At 60.0% G+C, this 16,319-nt stretch carries 14 protein-coding genes, 4 tRNA genes and 1 pseudogene; 7 read left to right on the top strand and 12 right to left on the bottom strand.

What is annotated here, in order from left to right; genetic code table 11:
• A partial coding sequence (locus WA145_RS10880) for a S8 family peptidase (protein ID WP_422581593.1) occupies positions 1 to 1,068 on the top strand: 1,068 nt, incomplete at its 5' end.
• A gap of 64 nt (positions 1,069 to 1,132) precedes the next feature.
• On the opposite strand, the gene WA145_RS10875 is transcribed toward WA145_RS10880, so the two are convergent.
• On the bottom strand, positions 1,133 to 1,756 hold the full coding sequence (locus tag WA145_RS10875; RefSeq protein ID WP_422581592.1) for a trimeric intracellular cation channel family protein: 624 nt from the start codon (positions 1,754 to 1,756) through the stop codon (positions 1,133 to 1,135).
• 7 nt (positions 1,757 to 1,763) lie between these two features.
• A complete protein-coding gene (gene gorA, locus WA145_RS10870; RefSeq protein ID WP_422581591.1) occupies positions 1,764 to 3,122 on the bottom strand; it encodes a glutathione-disulfide reductase in 1,359 nt (452 codons plus the stop codon).
• A gap of 82 nt (positions 3,123 to 3,204) precedes the next feature.
• Between gorA and WA145_RS10865 the strand changes: the two genes are divergently transcribed.
• Complete coding sequence (locus WA145_RS10865; RefSeq protein ID WP_422581590.1) at positions 3,205 to 3,627, top strand: VOC family protein; 423 nt, start codon at positions 3,205 to 3,207, stop codon at positions 3,625 to 3,627.
• Between the two features lie 51 nt (positions 3,628 to 3,678).
• Here WA145_RS10865 and galU read toward each other — a convergent pair whose 3' ends face one another.
• From galU to WA145_RS10820, 9 genes are all read right to left on the bottom strand, one after another.
• Positions 3,679 to 4,518, bottom strand: coding sequence for a UTP--glucose-1-phosphate uridylyltransferase GalU (gene galU, locus WA145_RS10860; RefSeq protein WP_422581589.1), 840 nt, complete (start codon positions 4,516 to 4,518; stop codon positions 3,679 to 3,681).
• A 44-nt stretch (positions 4,519 to 4,562) separates the two neighbouring features.
• Entirely contained in the window at positions 4,563 to 5,924 is a 1,362-nt protein-coding gene (locus WA145_RS10855; RefSeq protein ID WP_422581588.1) for a UDP-glucose dehydrogenase family protein, read from the bottom strand.
• Positions 5,925 to 6,114: 190 nt separating this feature from the next.
• A tRNA-Leu gene (locus tag WA145_RS10850) sits at positions 6,115 to 6,201 on the bottom strand.
• Between the two features lie 112 nt (positions 6,202 to 6,313).
• Positions 6,314 to 6,387: transfer RNA gene (locus WA145_RS10845), tRNA-Cys, on the bottom strand.
• Between the two features lie 39 nt (positions 6,388 to 6,426).
• Positions 6,427 to 6,502, bottom strand: a tRNA-Gly gene (locus tag WA145_RS10840).
• 67 nt (positions 6,503 to 6,569) lie between these two features.
• Positions 6,570 to 7,130 (bottom strand): CDP-diacylglycerol--glycerol-3-phosphate 3-phosphatidyltransferase, encoded by a 561-nt coding sequence (gene pgsA / locus WA145_RS10835; RefSeq protein WP_422581587.1) that lies wholly within the window; start codon positions 7,128 to 7,130, stop codon positions 6,570 to 6,572.
• Positions 7,131 to 7,163: 33 nt separating this feature from the next.
• Positions 7,164 to 9,005, bottom strand: coding sequence for an excinuclease ABC subunit UvrC (gene uvrC, locus WA145_RS10830; protein ID WP_422581586.1), 1,842 nt, complete (start codon positions 9,003 to 9,005; stop codon positions 7,164 to 7,166).
• Complete coding sequence (gene uvrY, locus WA145_RS10825) at positions 8,992 to 9,636, bottom strand: UvrY/SirA/GacA family response regulator transcription factor (protein ID WP_422581585.1); 645 nt, start codon at positions 9,634 to 9,636, stop codon at positions 8,992 to 8,994. The genes uvrC and uvrY overlap by 14 nt, the downstream gene beginning before the upstream one ends.
• Before the next feature lie 139 nt (positions 9,637 to 9,775).
• Positions 9,776 to 9,865: transfer RNA gene (locus WA145_RS10820), tRNA-Ser, on the bottom strand.
• A 132-nt stretch (positions 9,866 to 9,997) separates the two neighbouring features.
• Here WA145_RS10820 and WA145_RS10815 point away from each other — a divergent pair.
• Positions 9,998 to 10,666, top strand: a complete 669-nt coding sequence (locus tag WA145_RS10815; protein ID WP_422581584.1) for a Bax inhibitor-1/YccA family protein — start codon at positions 9,998 to 10,000, stop codon at positions 10,664 to 10,666.
• Between the two features lie 239 nt (positions 10,667 to 10,905).
• Entirely contained in the window at positions 10,906 to 11,778 is an 873-nt protein-coding gene (rhtA, locus tag WA145_RS10810) for a threonine/homoserine exporter RhtA (RefSeq protein ID WP_422581583.1), read from the top strand.
• Here rhtA and WA145_RS10805 read toward each other — a convergent pair.
• Complete coding sequence (locus WA145_RS10805; protein ID WP_422581582.1) at positions 11,775 to 13,553, bottom strand: ABC transporter transmembrane domain-containing protein; 1,779 nt, start codon at positions 13,551 to 13,553, stop codon at positions 11,775 to 11,777. The genes rhtA and WA145_RS10805 overlap by 4 nt on opposite strands.
• Positions 13,554 to 13,938: 385 nt before the next feature.
• Between WA145_RS10805 and WA145_RS10800 the strand changes: the two are divergent.
• The 3 genes and pseudogenes from WA145_RS10800 to WA145_RS10790 form a co-directional block, all read left to right on the top strand.
• Positions 13,939 to 14,631 (top strand): annotated as a pseudogene (locus WA145_RS10800) (MCP four helix bundle domain-containing protein); the annotation flags it as partial.
• Between the two features lie 240 nt (positions 14,632 to 14,871).
• Positions 14,872 to 15,753: a methyl-accepting chemotaxis protein gene (locus WA145_RS10795; RefSeq protein ID WP_422581594.1), complete on the top strand. Its 882-nt coding sequence runs from the start codon at positions 14,872 to 14,874 to the stop codon at positions 15,751 to 15,753.
• A 157-nt stretch (positions 15,754 to 15,910) separates the two neighbouring features.
• The coding region (locus WA145_RS10790; RefSeq protein WP_422581581.1) for a metal-dependent hydrolase at positions 15,911 to 16,319 on the top strand (409 nt) is incomplete at its 3' end.

The raw sequence follows: 16,319 nt of genomic DNA, 5'->3' as shown, positions 1-16,319 counted from the left end.
GCCGTGCGTGCTGCTGCTCAGGCCTTGGCCAAGCGTCATGGCTTCAGCCTCGGCCATGTCTACAGCCGGGCCCTCGAAGGCTTTTCGGCGCGGTTGAATGCCAAGCAACTACGCGCTCTGCGCGCCGATACGCGGGTGGCCTATATCGAACAAGATTTACCGATGTTTGTGCTGGGGGGGCCGGTGCAGGCGCAGGCCAAGCCGGGTGGCAGTTCCACTGCCCCGGCGGCGCAGGTATTGCCCTGGGGTATCGACCGGGTCGAGGCGGACATCAGCAGCACCCTGGCGGGCAATGGCAGCGGCAGCGTGAGCGGGGTACGTGCCTATATCATCGACACCGGCATCGATACGGCGCACAAGGACCTGGCTGTCCTGAAGCACGTGAACTTTGCCGGTGGCGTCAATAAGGACTGTCATGGCCATGGCACCCATGTGGCCGGCACAGTGGCGGCCAAGGACAACAGCCAGGATGTGGTCGGCGTGGCACCGGGCGTCAGCCTGGTGGGGGTTAAAGTACTCGGTTGTAGCGGCTCCGGCACCACCTCCGGGGTGATTGCAGGGGTGGATTGGGTCACCGCCAATGCGCAACTGCCAGCCGTGGCCAATATGAGCCTGGGTGGCGGCGCCAGCCAGGCATTGGATGAGGCGGTACAGAAGTCGGCCGCAGCGGGAATTTTTTACGCGGTGGCCGCTGGCAATGAAGGCAAAGATGCCTGCCTTGGCTCGCCAGCCCGAGCCGGTGCGGGTACCGACAATGGCGTGATGACCACTGCTGCCACCGACAGTGCCAACAAGGAGGCCTCGTTCAGCAATTTCGGCAGTTGCGTGGATATCTGGGCGCCTGGCGTTGGCATCCTTTCCACCAAGAAAGGCGGCGGCTCCACTACCTTTAGCGGCACCTCGATGGCCTCCCCCCATGCTGCTGGGGCTGCAGCGCTGTATCTCGGCAGCAACCCCAGCGCCAGCCCAGTGCAACTGGAAGCTGTGCTGAGGCAGGCGGCTATCCTGCCCGGCACCCTGAGCAAGAATGGCCAGCCGATCGAACTGTTGCAGGTGGGCAGTTTTTAGAGCCTAAAGATAAAGGGTGGCGAACACGGCCGACTGCCGCAGGGTGCGCTGCGCGCACTTCTGTTCAGTCCCGATCCAGCAGATGGAAACTGGGCAACGCCACATGCCAGCGAATGGCGACCAAGCGAATCAGCAACACGGTGAGCATGGCCACGCAGGTATCCAGCCAATGCGGCGTATCCAGCGCGCGCATGCCGATAAACACCACTGCGCCGGCTATGCAGGCGGTGGCGTAAATTTCCTTTTGAAAGATCAGCGGAATTTCGTTGCAGATCACATCGCGCATCACGCCGCCTGCAACCCCGGTCATCACGCCCATGATGACGGCCGTGCTATGCGGCACGTTGTGTTGCATGGCGACCTCGGTGCCGATCACGGTAAATACCGCCAGGCCGAAAGCATCCGCCAATAGCAAACCCTTTTCGTGAATTGGCTGGGTCAGCCGCACCCAGACCACCGTGCCCACCGCCGCCAGCGAGGCGACGACGATATACAGGTCGTTGCGAATCCAGCTGACCGGATGGTTGTCCAGAATCACGTCGCGCAAGGTACCGCCGCCCAGTGCGGTGACGATGGCAATCACCAGCACGCCGAACAGGTCCATGGACTTACGCCCGGCCATCAGCGCACCGGTGATGGCGAATACCGCGACGCCGAACAGGTCGGCCAGATAGAACAGCTGCGTCATGCAGACCTCAGGACGAAACGGGGGTACGCATGGTGACGAACTCTTCGGCGGCGGTTGGATGCACGCCGATGGTTTCATCAAATAGCTGCTTGGTCGCGCCGGCTTTAAGCGCCACGGCCAGCCCCTGCACGATTTCGCCAGCGTCCGGGCCGACCATATGGCAGCCGAGCACACGGTCGGTGGCAGCGTCCACCACCAGTTTCATCAGGGTGCGTTCCTGACTTTCGGTCATGGTCAGTTTCATCGGCCGGAAGCGGCTTTCGAAAACCTGGACGCTGTAGCCCTCCTCCTGCGCCTGCTCCTCACTGAGCCCGACCGTACCGATATTGGGCAGGCTGAATACCGCAGTCGGGATCATCCGGTAGTCGACCTTGCGGTATTGCTCTGGCTTGAACAGACGCCTGGCCACCGCCATGCCCTCCGCCAGCGCGACGGGTGTCAGCTGTACACGGCCGATCACATCACCAATGGCGAGGATCGATGGCGTGCTGGTCTGGTACTGCTCGTCAACCTTGATAAAGCCGCGCTCATCGAGTTGCACATGGGTATTTTCCAGGCCCAGGTTATCCAGCATCGGCCGGCGCCCGGTGGCGTAGAAAATACAGTCGGCCTCAAGCGTACGACCATCCTTGAGGGTGGCTAGCAGGCTGCCATCGGCTTGTTTGTCGATGCGGGCGATATCGCTGTTGAACTGCAAATCCACACCGCGCTTGCTCAGTTCTTCCTGCAGGTGCCTGCGCACCGCGCCATCAAAGCCGCGCAGGAACAGCTCGCCGCGGTACAGCAGTGACGTTTGCGCACCAAGACCGTTAAAGATCGAGGCAAACTCCACGGCGATGTAACCGCCTCCCACCACAAGCACTCGCTTGGGCAGTTGCTCAAGGAAGAAGGCTTCGTTCGAGCCGATGGCGTGCTCATGCCCCGGAATTTCGGGGATTTGCGGCCAGCCGCCAGTGGCTATCAGAATATGCTTGGCGCTATAACGTTTACCGCCCAGCTCAACGCTGTGCTCATCAACAATCCGCGCGTGGCCTTCCAGCAAGGTCACCCCGCTGCCCACCAGCAGGTTGCGGTAGATGCCGTTGAGTCGGTCGATTTCGCGATTTTTATTGCTGATCAGGGTCGACCAGTCGAAGCTGGCCTCGCCCAGCGACCAGCCGAAGCCTTGCGCTTGTTCGAAGTCGTCGGCGAAGTGTGCGCCATAAACCAGCAGTTTCTTTGGTACGCAGCCAACGTTGACGCAAGTGCCGCCCAGGTAGCGGCTTTCGGCAACCGCCACACGGGCACCGTAACCCGCAGCAAAGCGCGCAGCCCGTACACCGCCGGAGCCGGCGCCGATCACAAACAGGTCGAAGTCGTAGGTCATTTCAGCCTCCAGAACAGGCCGCCAGCATACCCCAAGGCACGCCAGTGGCTAAGCTTGAAGCACGCGGAACAGGAGAACAGTGATGCGCCCTACTCTTACTCATCTGGCCTTGCACGTCCCTGATCTAGAGGCATGTGTAGCCTTTTATGAGCAATTCTGTGCAATGCGGGTGATTCACCAGCGCGCCGGCAAAGGTTCAAAGATTGTCTGGATGGCCGAGCCCGGCAAGGAACACAGCTTTATTTTTGTGATCATGCCCGGCGGCAAGGATCGGCAACTGGCGGTGGATGACTACAGCCACTTTGGCTTTGCCCTGGAGAGTCGCGAGCAGGTCGACCGCATTGCAGCGCAGGCCAGGGCTGCAGGCTGCCTGGTCTGGGAACCGCGTGATGAGTCCTATCCTGTTGGCTACTACTGCGGCCTGCGTGACCCGGCCGGCAACTATGTGGAGTTCAGCTTTGGCCAGCCGTTAGGGCCTGGCGCTGAGCAGATGCCCTTGCCCTGAATGCACACAGCCACCCGAAGGTGGCTGTGTATTACCGCACCAGAAACCGAATCAATAGGCCTTACCGGTTTTGTAGAGGTTCTCGAAGCAGAAGTTGGTGGCCTCGATATAGCCTTCGGCGCCGCCGCAATCGAAGCGCTTGCCCTTGAACTTATAGGCCATCACGCAGCCGTTCTGCGCCTGTTTCATCAGCGCGTCGGTGATCTGGATTTCCCCACCTTTGCCGGGCTCGGTCTGCTCAATCAGCTCGAAGATGTCCGGAGTGAGGATATAGCGGCCGATGATCGCCAGGTTCGACGGTGCATCTTCCGGCTTGGGCTTTTCGACCATGCTGTTGACCCGGTAGATGTCATCACGAATCATCTCGCCAGAGATCACACCATATTTATGAGTCTCTTCTGGCGGCACTTCCTGGATGGCTACGATCGAGCAGCGGAACTGGTTGTACAGCTTGACCATCTGCGTCAGTACCGCGTCGCCGTCCAGGTTCAGGCACAGGTCATCGGCCAGCACCACCGCGAAGGGTTCATCACCAATCAGTGGGCGACCACAGAGAATCGCGTGACCCAGCCCCTTCATTTCCACCTGGCGGGTGTAGGAGAAGCTGCACTCGTCGATCAGGCGACGGATGCCGACCAGGTACTTTTCCTTGTCGGTGTCGCGGATCTGGTGCTCAAGCTCGTAACTGATGTCGAAGTGATCTTCCAGCGCGCGCTTGCCGCGCCCGGTGATCATGGCAATTTCCGTCAACCCGGCTTCCAGCGCCTCTTCGACGCCGTACTGGATCAGCGGCTTGTTCACGATCGGCAGCATTTCCTTGGGCATGGCCTTGGTGGCTGGCAGAAAGCGGGTGCCGTAACCGGCTGCTGGGAACAAGCATTTCTTGATCATGGGAAACCTTGGGAAGATGGGGTAAAAATCGCGTGCGCAGTTTATCAGGCTGCACTGGCCTTACAATGCCCCTGCGTGGGCCGGCCAATGCCTCGGTAGAGAAAACCCAGTTCAGCCAACTGCGCGGCATCGTAGATATTGCGCCCATCAAACAGCACGGGCATGCGCATCAAACCACGAATGCGCGCAAAATCGGGCTGACGGAACTGCTTCCACTCGGTGACCAACACCAGCGCATCCGCGCCTTCAACAACGCTGTAAGGCGAGGTACTCAAGCCTAGTTGGCCGCTGCTGATCGCCTGGCCGTAGCGCTCTGCCAGAGCCGTCGTGGCGACCGGGTCGCACGCCTGGACTGTGACACCGGCTGCCAATAGGGCATCCAGTAGAACCAGACTGGGGGCTTCGCGCAGATCATCGGTGCCTGGTTTAAAAGCCAGTCCCCACAACGCCACCACTCGCCCTTGCCAATAGCCAGAAAAATGCTCACGCAGCGCCTGGAATAACAGGGTTTTCTGCAGCGCGTTACGGGCTTCGACTGCGCGCAGGATGCCGGGTTCAATGCCCTCCTGCTCGGCGCAGCGAATCAGCGCCCGTACATCCTTGGGAAAACACGAGCCGCCATAGCCGCAACCGGCGTAGATAAAGTGCGTGCCAATGCGTTTATCGCTGCCGATGCCGCGGCGTACATCCTCGATATCCACATGCAGGCGCGCGCACAGGCTGGCCATTTCATTGATAAAGGAAATCTTGGTGGCCAGAAAGGCGTTGGCGGCATATTTGCTGAACTCGGCCGCCCGCAGGCCCATGCATAACAAACGCTCATGATTGCGCAGAAACGGCGCATACAGTCGGCGCAACAGCTCATGCCCATGCGGGTCATCGCAACCGACAATCACCCGGTCCGGCCGCATAAAGTCATCAATCGCCGAGCCTTCCTTGAGAAATTCCGGGTTGCTCGCCAGCGTCACCGTAAAGCGCTTGCCGCGTTTGCCCAAGCGACTGTTGATGCGCTGGGCCACACGCTCTGCCGTGCCCACCGGCACCGTTGATTTATTCACCACCACGCAGCGCTGCGCAAGCAGCTCGCCCAGCTCATCGGCCACGCCCAGTACATGCGACAAATCCGCCGAGCCGTCTTCCCCGCTCGGCGTACCCACGGCGATAAAGATGATCTCGGCCTGCTTGATGCCTTCATGTAGGTGCTGACTAAAGCTCAGTTGGCCGCTGCTCAAATGAGCCTGCAGCATGGCTTCCAGCCCAGGCTCGTAAATCGGCGACTGACCACGGGCAAGCCGCGCCACGCGCTGCGCATCACGCTCAACGCAAACAACCCGATTGCCCATCTCGGCAAAACAGGCCGCCGATACCAGCCCCACATAACCTGCGCCAATCACACAAATCCGCATCGCCTGCACTCCTCACTGAGTTAGCGCGATTGCAGCTAAAGCAGATGGCAGGCGTATGACATGAGTAAGGCGCTCGGATAACAGCGCCTAATAATTTCAGGTGTACAAATCACAGGCACAAAAAAACCGACTTCAAAGGCCGGTTTTAGTGGGTTTCAGGGTCATTGGGGAACATCTGAAATCATGTCAATGGTGCCCGAAGCCGGAATCGAACCGGCACGGGGTTACCCCCGAGGGATTTTAAGTCCCTTGCGTCTACCGATTTCGCCATTCGGGCGGTAGCGCTGCGTTGCGAGGTTTGGACTATATACAGCCCTTGGATGCCTCGCAAGGTTTCAAGCTTAAATGAAAAAGCCTCGTAAATCAGTGATCTACGAGGCCTTTCTAATTGGAGGCTGAGGTCGGAATCGAACCGGCGTTCACGGATTTGCAATCCGGTGCATAACCACTCTGCTACTCAGCCTTGAAACTAAACGGACCGTGTAAACGGCCCGTTGAAATCTGGAGCGGGAAACGAGACTCGAACTCGCGACCCCGACCTTGGCAAGGTCGTGCTCTACCAACTGAGCTATTCCCGCTTGTCGTGTTGACGGGCGCCATTCTATAGCTTCAGAACGGCCCGTCAACCCCTTGATTCAAAAAAGCTTATTTCTTTTCCGAGGTAATTCGCAGGTGTGGCCATGCGGCCAGCAGGTACTGCGCCATCGACCACAGGGTCAGCACGGCAGCAATGATCAACAGCGCGTAACCGAGCACAACCCAGGCAGTAAAGGTCGGCGGATTGGCCAACAAAATCACCAGGGCCACCATCTGTGCGGCAGTTTTCCACTTGGCCAAATTGGATACGGCAACATGCGCGCGGGCGCCCAGCTCTGCCATCCATTCACGCAATGCCGACACCACGATTTCGCGACCGATGATGATCGCTGCGGCCAGGGTCAGCCAGAGATTGGCATGCTCAGCCACCAGCAATACCAGGGCAACCGCCACCATCAGCTTGTCGGCCACCGGGTCGAGGAAGGCGCCAAAAGGTGTGCTCTGCTCCCAGCGGCGGGCCAGATAACCATCCAGCCAGTCGGTTGCCGCAGCGACTGAAAACACCGCGCTGGCGGCCCAATAGCTCCAGCTGAAGGGCAGGTAGAACAGCAGAATAAACACCGGTATCAGCAATACACGGAGTACGGTAAGCAGGTTGGGGATATTCATTGACACAACTTGGCGGTAAAGAGAACCGGCATTCTACTCACTGTGCAGGGCCGCATAAATCAACTCGGCGAGTTTTTTACTGATTCCAGGGGCTTTGGCGATTTCTTCGATGCTGGCGCGGGACAACTCCTGCAACCCACCGAAGTGATTGAGCAGCTCGCGCCGACGTTTTGGCCCTACGCCGGCAACCTCCTCAAGGGTCGAGGTACGCCGGGTTTTGCCGCGACGGGCGCGGTGTCCCGTGATGGCAAAACGGTGCGACTCATCGCGGATCTGCTGAATTAAATGCAGCGCAGGCGAATTGCCCGGCAGGGTGAATTCGTGGGCAGCGTCATTCAGGTACAGGGTTTCCAGGCCCGGCTTGCGGGTGGCACCCTTGGCTACGCCGAGCAGGATCAGATCAGGTACCGCCAGCTCTTCAAGCACCTCGCGGGCCATAGCCAGTTGGCCTTTACCGCCGTCGACCAGAAGGATGTCCGGCAGCTTGCCTTCGCCATCCTTAATCTTGCTGAAGCGTCGGGTCAGCGCCTGGTGCATGGCGGCGTAATCGTCGCCGGGCGTTACGCCCTCGATGTTGTAGCGGCGGTAATCGGATTTCAGCGGGCCTTCCGGGCCGAACACCACGCAGGAGGCAACGGTGGCTTCGCCGCTGGAATGGCTGATGTCGAAGCATTCCAGACGCTGCGGCACTTCATCCATATCCAGCGCCTGGGCGAGAGCATCGAAGCGGGCGGCAACGTGCTGGCGGTTGGCCAGGCGCGCCGCCAGGGCCTGCTCGGCATTGGTCACGGCAAGCTGCTGCCAGCGCGCGCGGGTGCCACGCACACGGTAGCTGATGCTCAGTTCGCGGCCACGCAGCTCATCGATGGCGGCGATCAGTGTGGGGAAGTCCTCGTGCTGCGCATTGACGATCAGCTCGCTCGGCAGGTCGCGCTCCTGGCTGCTCAGGTAATACTGCGCAAGGAAGGCCAGCAGTACGCCACTGCCCTCCTCTTCAATTGCCACCTGCGGGAAGAAGTTTTTGCTGCCCAGCACCCGACCGCCGCGCACGCTGATCAAATGCACGCACGCGCCGCCCGGGTTGACCATGGCAGCGACCACGTCCACATCACCGGTGCCGCCTTCCATGCTCTGCTGATCCTGCACCCGGCGCAGCAGCGATATCTGATCACGCAACCCGGCGGCGCGCTCGAAGTCGAGGGCCATGGCGGCAGCCCGCATACCGCTGGACAACTCGTCGGTCAGGGCATTACTACGCCCCTCAAGAAACATCACCGAGTGACGTACGTCATCGGCATATTCGGCGGGCTCTACCAGGCCGACGCAGGGGCCTTTGCAGCGTTTGATCTGGTACTGCAGGCAGGGCCGCGTGCGGTTCTTGTAGAAGCTGTCCTCGCACTGGCGCACCAGAAAGGTCTTCTGCAGCAGGTTGAGGCTTTCGCGGATGGCCCCGGCGCTGGGATAGGGGCCGAAGTACCGGCCCTTCTGCTTTTTCGCGCCACGGTGGATGCTCAGCCGCGGGAAGTCGCCGTCGGAGAGAAACACATAGGGATAGGACTTATCGTCGCGCAGCAGAATATTGTAGGGCGGGCGCCATTCCTTGATCAGCGTCTGCTCAAGCAGCAGGGCTTCGGTCTCGTTGGCGGTGATGGTGGTTTCGATCTGCGCGATGCGGCCCACCAGCGCGGCGGTCTTAGGCGCTAAGCCGCTCTGGCGGAAGTAGCTGGCCAGGCGCTTTTTCAGGTTTTTGGCTTTACCGACATAGAGCAGTTTGGCGTCCACATCGAACATGCGGTACACGCCAGGGCGAGCGCTGCAGGTGGAGAGAAACGCGCTGGAATCGAAGGCGGCGCGGCTGTCGTCAGCTGCTGGCATCAATCATGCCGTGGCGCACGGCCAGCAGGGCCAGCTCGACATCGCTGGTGATCGACAGCTTTTCGAAGATGCGGTAGCGGTAGGTGTTCACGGTTTTCGGCGACAGGCAAAGCTTGTCAGAGATGGCCTGAACCTTCTGGCAACCGGCGATCATCAGGGCGATCTGGATTTCACGCTCGGACAACAGGTCGAAAGGCGAATTGTTGTTTTGTGGCTGAAACGACTTGAGTGCCAGCTGTTGAGCAATCTGCGGGCTGATATAGCGCTGGCCGTTGAACACCATGCGGATGGCCTGAACCATTTCTTCCAGCGCGGCGCCCTTGGTCAGGTAACCGGCGGCACCGGCCTGCAGCAGACGCGTGGGGAACGGGTCTTCTTCGCACACGGTTACTGCGACGACTTTAAGGTCGGGATGGCTGCGAATCAGTTTGCGCGTGGCTTCGAGGCCGCCGATGCCCGGCATCTTGATGTCCATCAGGACAACATCGGGCTTCAGCTCGCGGGCTTTTTTCAAGGATTCTTCGCCAGACTCGGCTTGACCCACTACATGCAAGCCGTCAATGTCAGCCAGCATGCGGGTGATGCCGGTACGTACCAGGTCGTGGTCATCAACAACTAGCACCCTGATCAAGCGACACCCCGGTTTGCATCAGTCGCCAAGAGCGGCTGGTTGGGTTGGACGGCTGGAGATTGGTAAATCCCAGCTTGGCGCATAACCGTCAAAACGCAAGCGTCAATAAAGCTGCGCAAGGCTGACGGCCGGAGGAATTTGGCGGAAGCGGTGAGATTCGAACTCACGGAAGAGTTTCCCCTTCGACGGTTTTCAAGACCGTTGCATTCAACCGCTCTGCCACGCTTCCGGCGTTTGCGGGCGGCAATCTTACCCGAACGCAACACGCTGTCAAACTCTGCGTATTGGCTCTTTATCTGCCTCTGTTATGATCGGGCCTGACCTTGGTCACGGAACCATCAGCCATTTCAGGAGTGTCGCCATGAACGAACACAATTACGCACTTGACCACACGCAGGTTGAGCAGCAAGAAGTCAGCCGCGTCCTGCGCAACACTTATGGCCTGCTGGCCATTACCCTGGCCTTCAGCGGCCTGGTGGCGTACATCGCGCAGCGCGCCAATGTGCCTTACCCGAATATCTTCGTGGTGCTGATCGGCTTTTACGGCCTGTTCTTCCTCACCGCCAAACTGCGTAATTCGGCCTGGGGCCTGGTTTCGACCCTCGCCCTGACTGGCTTTATGGGCTACACCCTGGGTCCTATCCTCAATCGCTACATGGGCATGGCTAATGGCGCTGAAGTTGTCAGCTCGGCTTTCGCCATGACGGCCCTGGTATTCTGCGGCCTGTCGGCTTACGTGCTGACCACCCGCAAGGACATGAGCTTCCTCAGTGGCTTTATCACTGCAGGTTTCTTTGTTCTGCTGGGCGCAATGGTTGCCGGCTTCTTCTTCCAGATCAGCGGCCTGCAACTGGCGATCAGCGCAGGTTTTGTGCTGTTCTCCTCGGCCTGCATCCTGTTCCAGACCAGCGCGATCATCCATGGCGGTGAGCGCAACTACATCATGGCCACCATCAGCCTGTATGTATCGATCTACAACCTGTTCGTCAGCCTGTTGCAGATTTTCGGCATCATGGGCAGCGACGACTGATTGACGTAGCGGTGAATGCCTGCTTTGCAGACCGAATAAAACCGCTCTGTACTAAGGTAAACCACAACAAACGCCCCGATTGAATCGGGGCGTTTGCGTTGTTGCTGGCTGATTCTCAGCCAACCTTGGGTCCAGGCCAGCAGTTTGCCTGCTGCGCTCAACGCCAGCCTGTCAATCACATATAACTGTTAACAGGCACACAGCCTTTGGCTAACGGATACAACGTCAAGGAACAACCCATGCCGCGCTCAACGCAATTCTCCCTGGTGGTCCTGCCGATCCTATTGCTGCTGATCGCCATGACCTCGATCCAGAGCGGCGCGTCCCTGGCCAAGGGGCTGTTTCCGGAAATTGGCGCCAGCGGCACCACGGCCCTGCGTTTAAGCCTCGGCGCGCTGATTCTGTGCATTCTAATGCGCCCCTGGCAGGCCAAGTTGACGCTGCAGTCCTGCCGCTCGTTGCTGGCTTATGGGCTGTCGCTGGGCAGTATGAACCTGCTGTTCTACCTCTCGCTGAAAACCATTCCCCTGGGCATTGCCGTGGCCCTGGAATTTACCGGGCCACTGGGCTTGGCCCTGCTGTCATCGCGACGTTTGCTGGATTTCACCTGGATTGCCCTGGCCGTTTTCGGCCTCTGGCTGCTGTTACCCACCGGGCAAAGCGATGTACCGCTGGACCCAACGGGCATAGCCCTGGCCCTGGCCGCTGGTCTGTGCTGGGCGCTGTATATCGTCTTCGGCCAGAAAGCCGGGGCCGAGCACGGCAAACAGACCGTGGCTCTGGGCACCATAGTCGCAGCCCTGCTGGTGTTCCCGATTGGCCTGTGGCAAGCCGGTAGCGGTCTGTTTTCAGTGGACCTGCTGCCCATCGCCCTCGGCGTAGCCGTGCTGTCCTCGGCCCTGCCCTACAGCCTGGAAATGGTCGCCCTGACCCGCCTGCCCGCGCGCACCTTCAGTATTCTGATGAGTATGGAACCGGCGATTGCCGCGCTCTCTGGCCTGCTGCTGCTGAGCGAGCGCCTGACCCTCAGCCAGTGGCTGGCGATCAGCGCGATCATCCTCGCCTCAGCCGGTGCAGCGGCAACCATCCGGCCCAAAGCCAAGCCGCTTTAAACTGCGGTTTCGGCCTCGCTACTGAACTGCAGTTCGGCCAACCGCGCATACAGCGGGCTGCTGTTGACCAGCTCGCTGTGGGTGCCGATGGCGGCCAGTTTGCCGTGCTCGATCACCGCAATGCGGTCGGCGCTTTTTACCGTGGCCAGGCGATGAGCGATTACCAGGGTGGTGCGCCCCGCCATCAGCGGTGGCAGCGCTTGCTGAATCAGATGCTCGCTTTCGGCATCCAGCGCGCTGGTGGCCTCATCCAGCAGCAGAATCGGTGCATCCACCAGCAGCGCGCGGGCAATCGCCAGACGCTGACGCTGACCACCGGACAGCCCCAAGCCGGCATCGCCCAGATGAGTCTGGTAACCATCCGGCAGTTTCATAATAAATTCGTGGGCATGCGCGGCCTTCGCGGCCGCCTCGACCTCGGCCCGGCTGGCAGTGGTTTTGCCGTAGCGGATATTGTCTGCCACCGAGCCAAAGAACAGCGCCGGGTTCTGCGACACCAACGCAAAGCTGCTGCGCAGCTCACGCGGATCAAGCTGCTGGATCGCCACACCATCGATCAGGATGCGGCCCTGCTGCGGGTCGAAAAAACGCAGCAGCAGATCAAACAGCGTCGATTTACCTGCGCCAGACGGCCCGACCAGCGCCAGGGTCTCCCCTGCTGCAACCTGTAGATCAATACCATCCACAGCAAAACTAGCGGGGCGCGATGGGTAAGCAAAACGCAGCCCTTGCAGCTCGATGCGGCCCTGCACCGGCTGGGGCAGATGCAAGGCATCCGTAGTCGGCGGGGTGATTTCATTGCGCGCCTGCAACAGCTCGGCGATACGCTCGGCAGCGCCGGCGGCACGTTGCAGCTCGCCGATCACCTCACTCAGGGTGCCAAAGGCCGAGCCGACAATCAGGCTGTAGAACACGAAAGCGGCCAGTTCACCGCCGGAAATCCGCCCGGCGATCACGTCCATGCCGCCGACCCAGAGCATCACCCCGACCGCGCCGAGCACCAGCACGATCACCACGGTGATCAGCCAGGCACGCTGAGCGATACGCTGGCGTGCGGTATCGAAGGCCGCCTCCGCAGACAGGCCAAAACGGCGCTTGTCCTCGTTCTGATGGTTGTAGGCCTGTACGGTCTTGATCTGCCCCAGCACCTCGCCGACATAGCTGCCGACATCCGCCACCCGATCCTGACTCTGCCGTGACAGCGCGCGCACGCGGCGGCCGAAGATCAGAATTGGCGCCACCACCAGCGGCAACGCCAGCAGCACGATGCCGCTGAGCTTGGCGTTGGTCACCACCAGCAACACGCTGCCGCCCACCAGCATGATCAGGTTGCGCAGCGCCATCGACAACGACGAGCCGATCACCGATTGCAGCAGCGTGGTGTCGGCGGTCAGGCGCGACTGGATTTCCGAGCTGCGGTTGCTCTCATAAAAGCCCGGATGCAGTTCGATCAGGTGGTTGAACACGCGCTTGCGGATATCGGCGACAAAGCGCTCGCCAATCCACGACACCAGATAGAACCGGGTAAAGGTGCCGATGGCCAGTGCCAGTACCAGTACGAAAAACAACCCGATGGACTGCTGCAGCGCCGCCGGCGATTGAGTCGCCAGGCCCTGATCGACCAGCAGCTTGATGCCCTGGCCCATGGACAGGGTGATGGCCGCGGTAAACATCAGCGCCAGCAAGGCCCCAAACACGCGAGCGCGATACGGCGCGATAAAGCGCCAGGCCATGCGCAAGGCGTTGCGCTGACGGGAAGACAGGATCGAAAGCATGCAGGCTCACTGGGGCGCTGACGCCCGTTAATAAGGAGGCGATTGCGGCGTTTTACCCGCCAACTCAGCCAACACAACACCCGGGCGGCGAGATTGGCAGTCAGCGGCTTAAACGCCTGCAGCAGTAGATGGGGACTCAATAGCGTCACATCAAGCAGCAACCCAGTTAACTGCACGCGAGGCAGCGCAAGCCACTGCGGCAATAGACCCCAAAGGTTTGTTTAACAGGCCGTTCGCCTGCGTGTGGCGGCGCAAGGCCCAACCTTCTTCGCCATCTTGTACAGTAATTGTATAAACCAACCCATCATGTCCGCTTCAACGCAACAGGCCGGCATCTTGCTTATCACAGCAATAAGCCAGTTACTTCGAGCGCTTCAAGCATTTTATGGACGCCTGCGCGGTGCGGATACCGGCCAGCAAACACCAAGGCAAACCTCAAAATAAATTGTACAAAACATTATTAATGTATAAGATTTTCCCAAGAGAGTACTCAACCCCTGCTGAGACTCCCTGCAAACGCAGCAAGCAGTCGCAGCCCCATGGGGCAAGAGGAGTTGGTTTCATGCAATCACAACTGAGCATCGCACAACGTTTGGGCCTTGGATTTGGGCTGATTTTGTCACTGATGATCCTGATTACCCTGATCGGCGTGCAGCGCGTTGGTTTTATCGACGATACCCTGACTGCAGTCAGTGAGGGGGCCTCACTCAAGCAGCGCTATGCCATCAACTTCCGTGGCAGCGTGCATGATCGCGCCATCGCCATTCGCGATGCGGTACTGGTGGATAACGATGCGGCGCTGAACCGCCAACTGACAGAGATTCAGCGGCTCAAGGACTTCTATCAAGAGTCGGCCCAGGCCATGGACAGCCTGCTGCGCGAGCAAGCGCCCACGGCCACCGAGCAGCGCCTGTTGAGCGATATTCAGACTATCGAACGCAGCACCCTGAGCTTGACCGAACAGCTGATCAACCTGCGCCGCCAGGGTGATACGGACGCGGCCAAAACCCTGCTGATGGAGCAAGCGTCGCCGGCCTATGGCGAATGGCTCAAGCGCATCAACGCCTTTATCGACCATGAGGAACAAGGTGTCGGCCAGGATATTAGCGCGGTGCGCGAAGCCGCTGACGGCTTTCGCCTGCTGATTCTGCTGGTCACCGCAGCGGCCGTGCTGCTGAGCATTGGTGTGTCACTGATCATCATCAATAAGCTGAAATCCACCCTCGGCGCTGAACCCCAGGAAGTCGCCGAAGTCATCCAGCGCCTGGCCGATGGCGAACTTAACCAGCGTATCCAGACCCGCTACCCGAACAGCGTGATGGGCGATCTGCAGAACATGGTCAAACACCTGGCCGAGACCATCGCCCAGGTGCGCAGTGCCGCTGGTGAGCTGACCCTGGCTTCAGACCAGCTGCTGACCACCTCCGACAGCAACAACCAGCAGATCCGCCTGCAATCGAGCGAGGCCGAACAAATGGCCACCGCCATCAACCAGATGGCCGCCACCGTCAATGAGGTGGCCAACTACGCGGCCAGCGCAGCTTCCGCCACCCGCAACGCCGACAGCGAAGTGGCCACCGGCAATCAAGTGGTCAGCGCTACCGCCAGCGCCATCCAGAACCTGGCGCGCACCCTGGAAAGCGCCGCCGAGAGCGTGCAGCAGGTGTCCACCGACAGCGAGAGCATCGAGAAAATCATCGAGGTAATTACCTCGATTGCCGAACAGACCAACCTGCTCGCGCTTAATGCCGCCATCGAAGCCGCACGCGCCGGCGAGCATGGTCGCGGTTTTGCGGTGGTAGCCGACGAGGTACGCTCATTGGCCACCCGTACCCAGGACTCCACCCGGGAAATTCGCGGCATGATCGGCAAACTGCAAGAAGGTGCCGGCAAAGCCGCCGACGTGATGCGCAACAGCCGTCAGCTGGCCCAGCAGACAGTCGAGCAAACCGGCCAGGCGGAAACGGCGCTGAACAAGATTCGCAGCGAAGTCACCGCCATCAACGAGATGAATGCGCAGATCGCCAGCGCCTCGGAAGAGCAGAGCGCGGTGGCCGAAGAGGTCAACCAGAACATCAACCGCATCCACAGCGCCACCCTGGAAACATCGGCCGGCTCCGCGCAAGTGGCCTCCTCCAGCCGCGAACTGGCGACCCTGGCCAATCGCCTGACTGACAAGGTCAGCTTCTTCAAGCTCTAGCAGGCTGTTGCCAAGATGCCCAGGCCACTCGCACCGGCCTGGGCATTCTTAGAGCGCGAACGGACGTCATGTATTGAAACCTTTGCTTGAACATTAACCGCTGCCAAAACCTGGGTGTTCGGCTAATTTAGCCGCCTGTTTAATTCAGAGATCAGTCATGGACTCGATAACCCAGGCGGTGCTTGGCGCCAGTATTCAGGGCGCGCTGCTCGGTCGCTGGCAGGGGCGCAAGGCGCTGTTGTACGGGGCCATGCTCGGCACCTTGCCGGATCTTGATGTGGTCATCGATTACGGCGACGCCGTGGCCGATATGACTTATCACCGCGGCTTCAGCCACTCGCTGTTTGTCCTCAGCGGGCTGGCGCTGCTGCTGACCTGGCTGACCCGACGATTCAGGCATAACCCCGGCTATTCATCGCAGCGGCTATTTATCACCCTATGGCTGGTGCTGATTACCCATCCGCTGCTCGACAGCTTTACCAGCTACGGCACCCAGCTGCTCTGGCCGCTGACGCCGATCCCCACCGCCTGGTCGAGCATCTTTATCATCGACCCGCTGTACACCT

Source organism: Pseudomonas sp. (assembly GCF_049301935.1).
In the GTDB taxonomy this organism is placed as follows: domain Bacteria; phylum Pseudomonadota; class Gammaproteobacteria; order Pseudomonadales; family Pseudomonadaceae; genus Aquipseudomonas.
The sequence above is the reverse complement of the archived record's forward strand: the minus strand, read 5'-3'. Positions and strand labels throughout refer to the sequence as shown.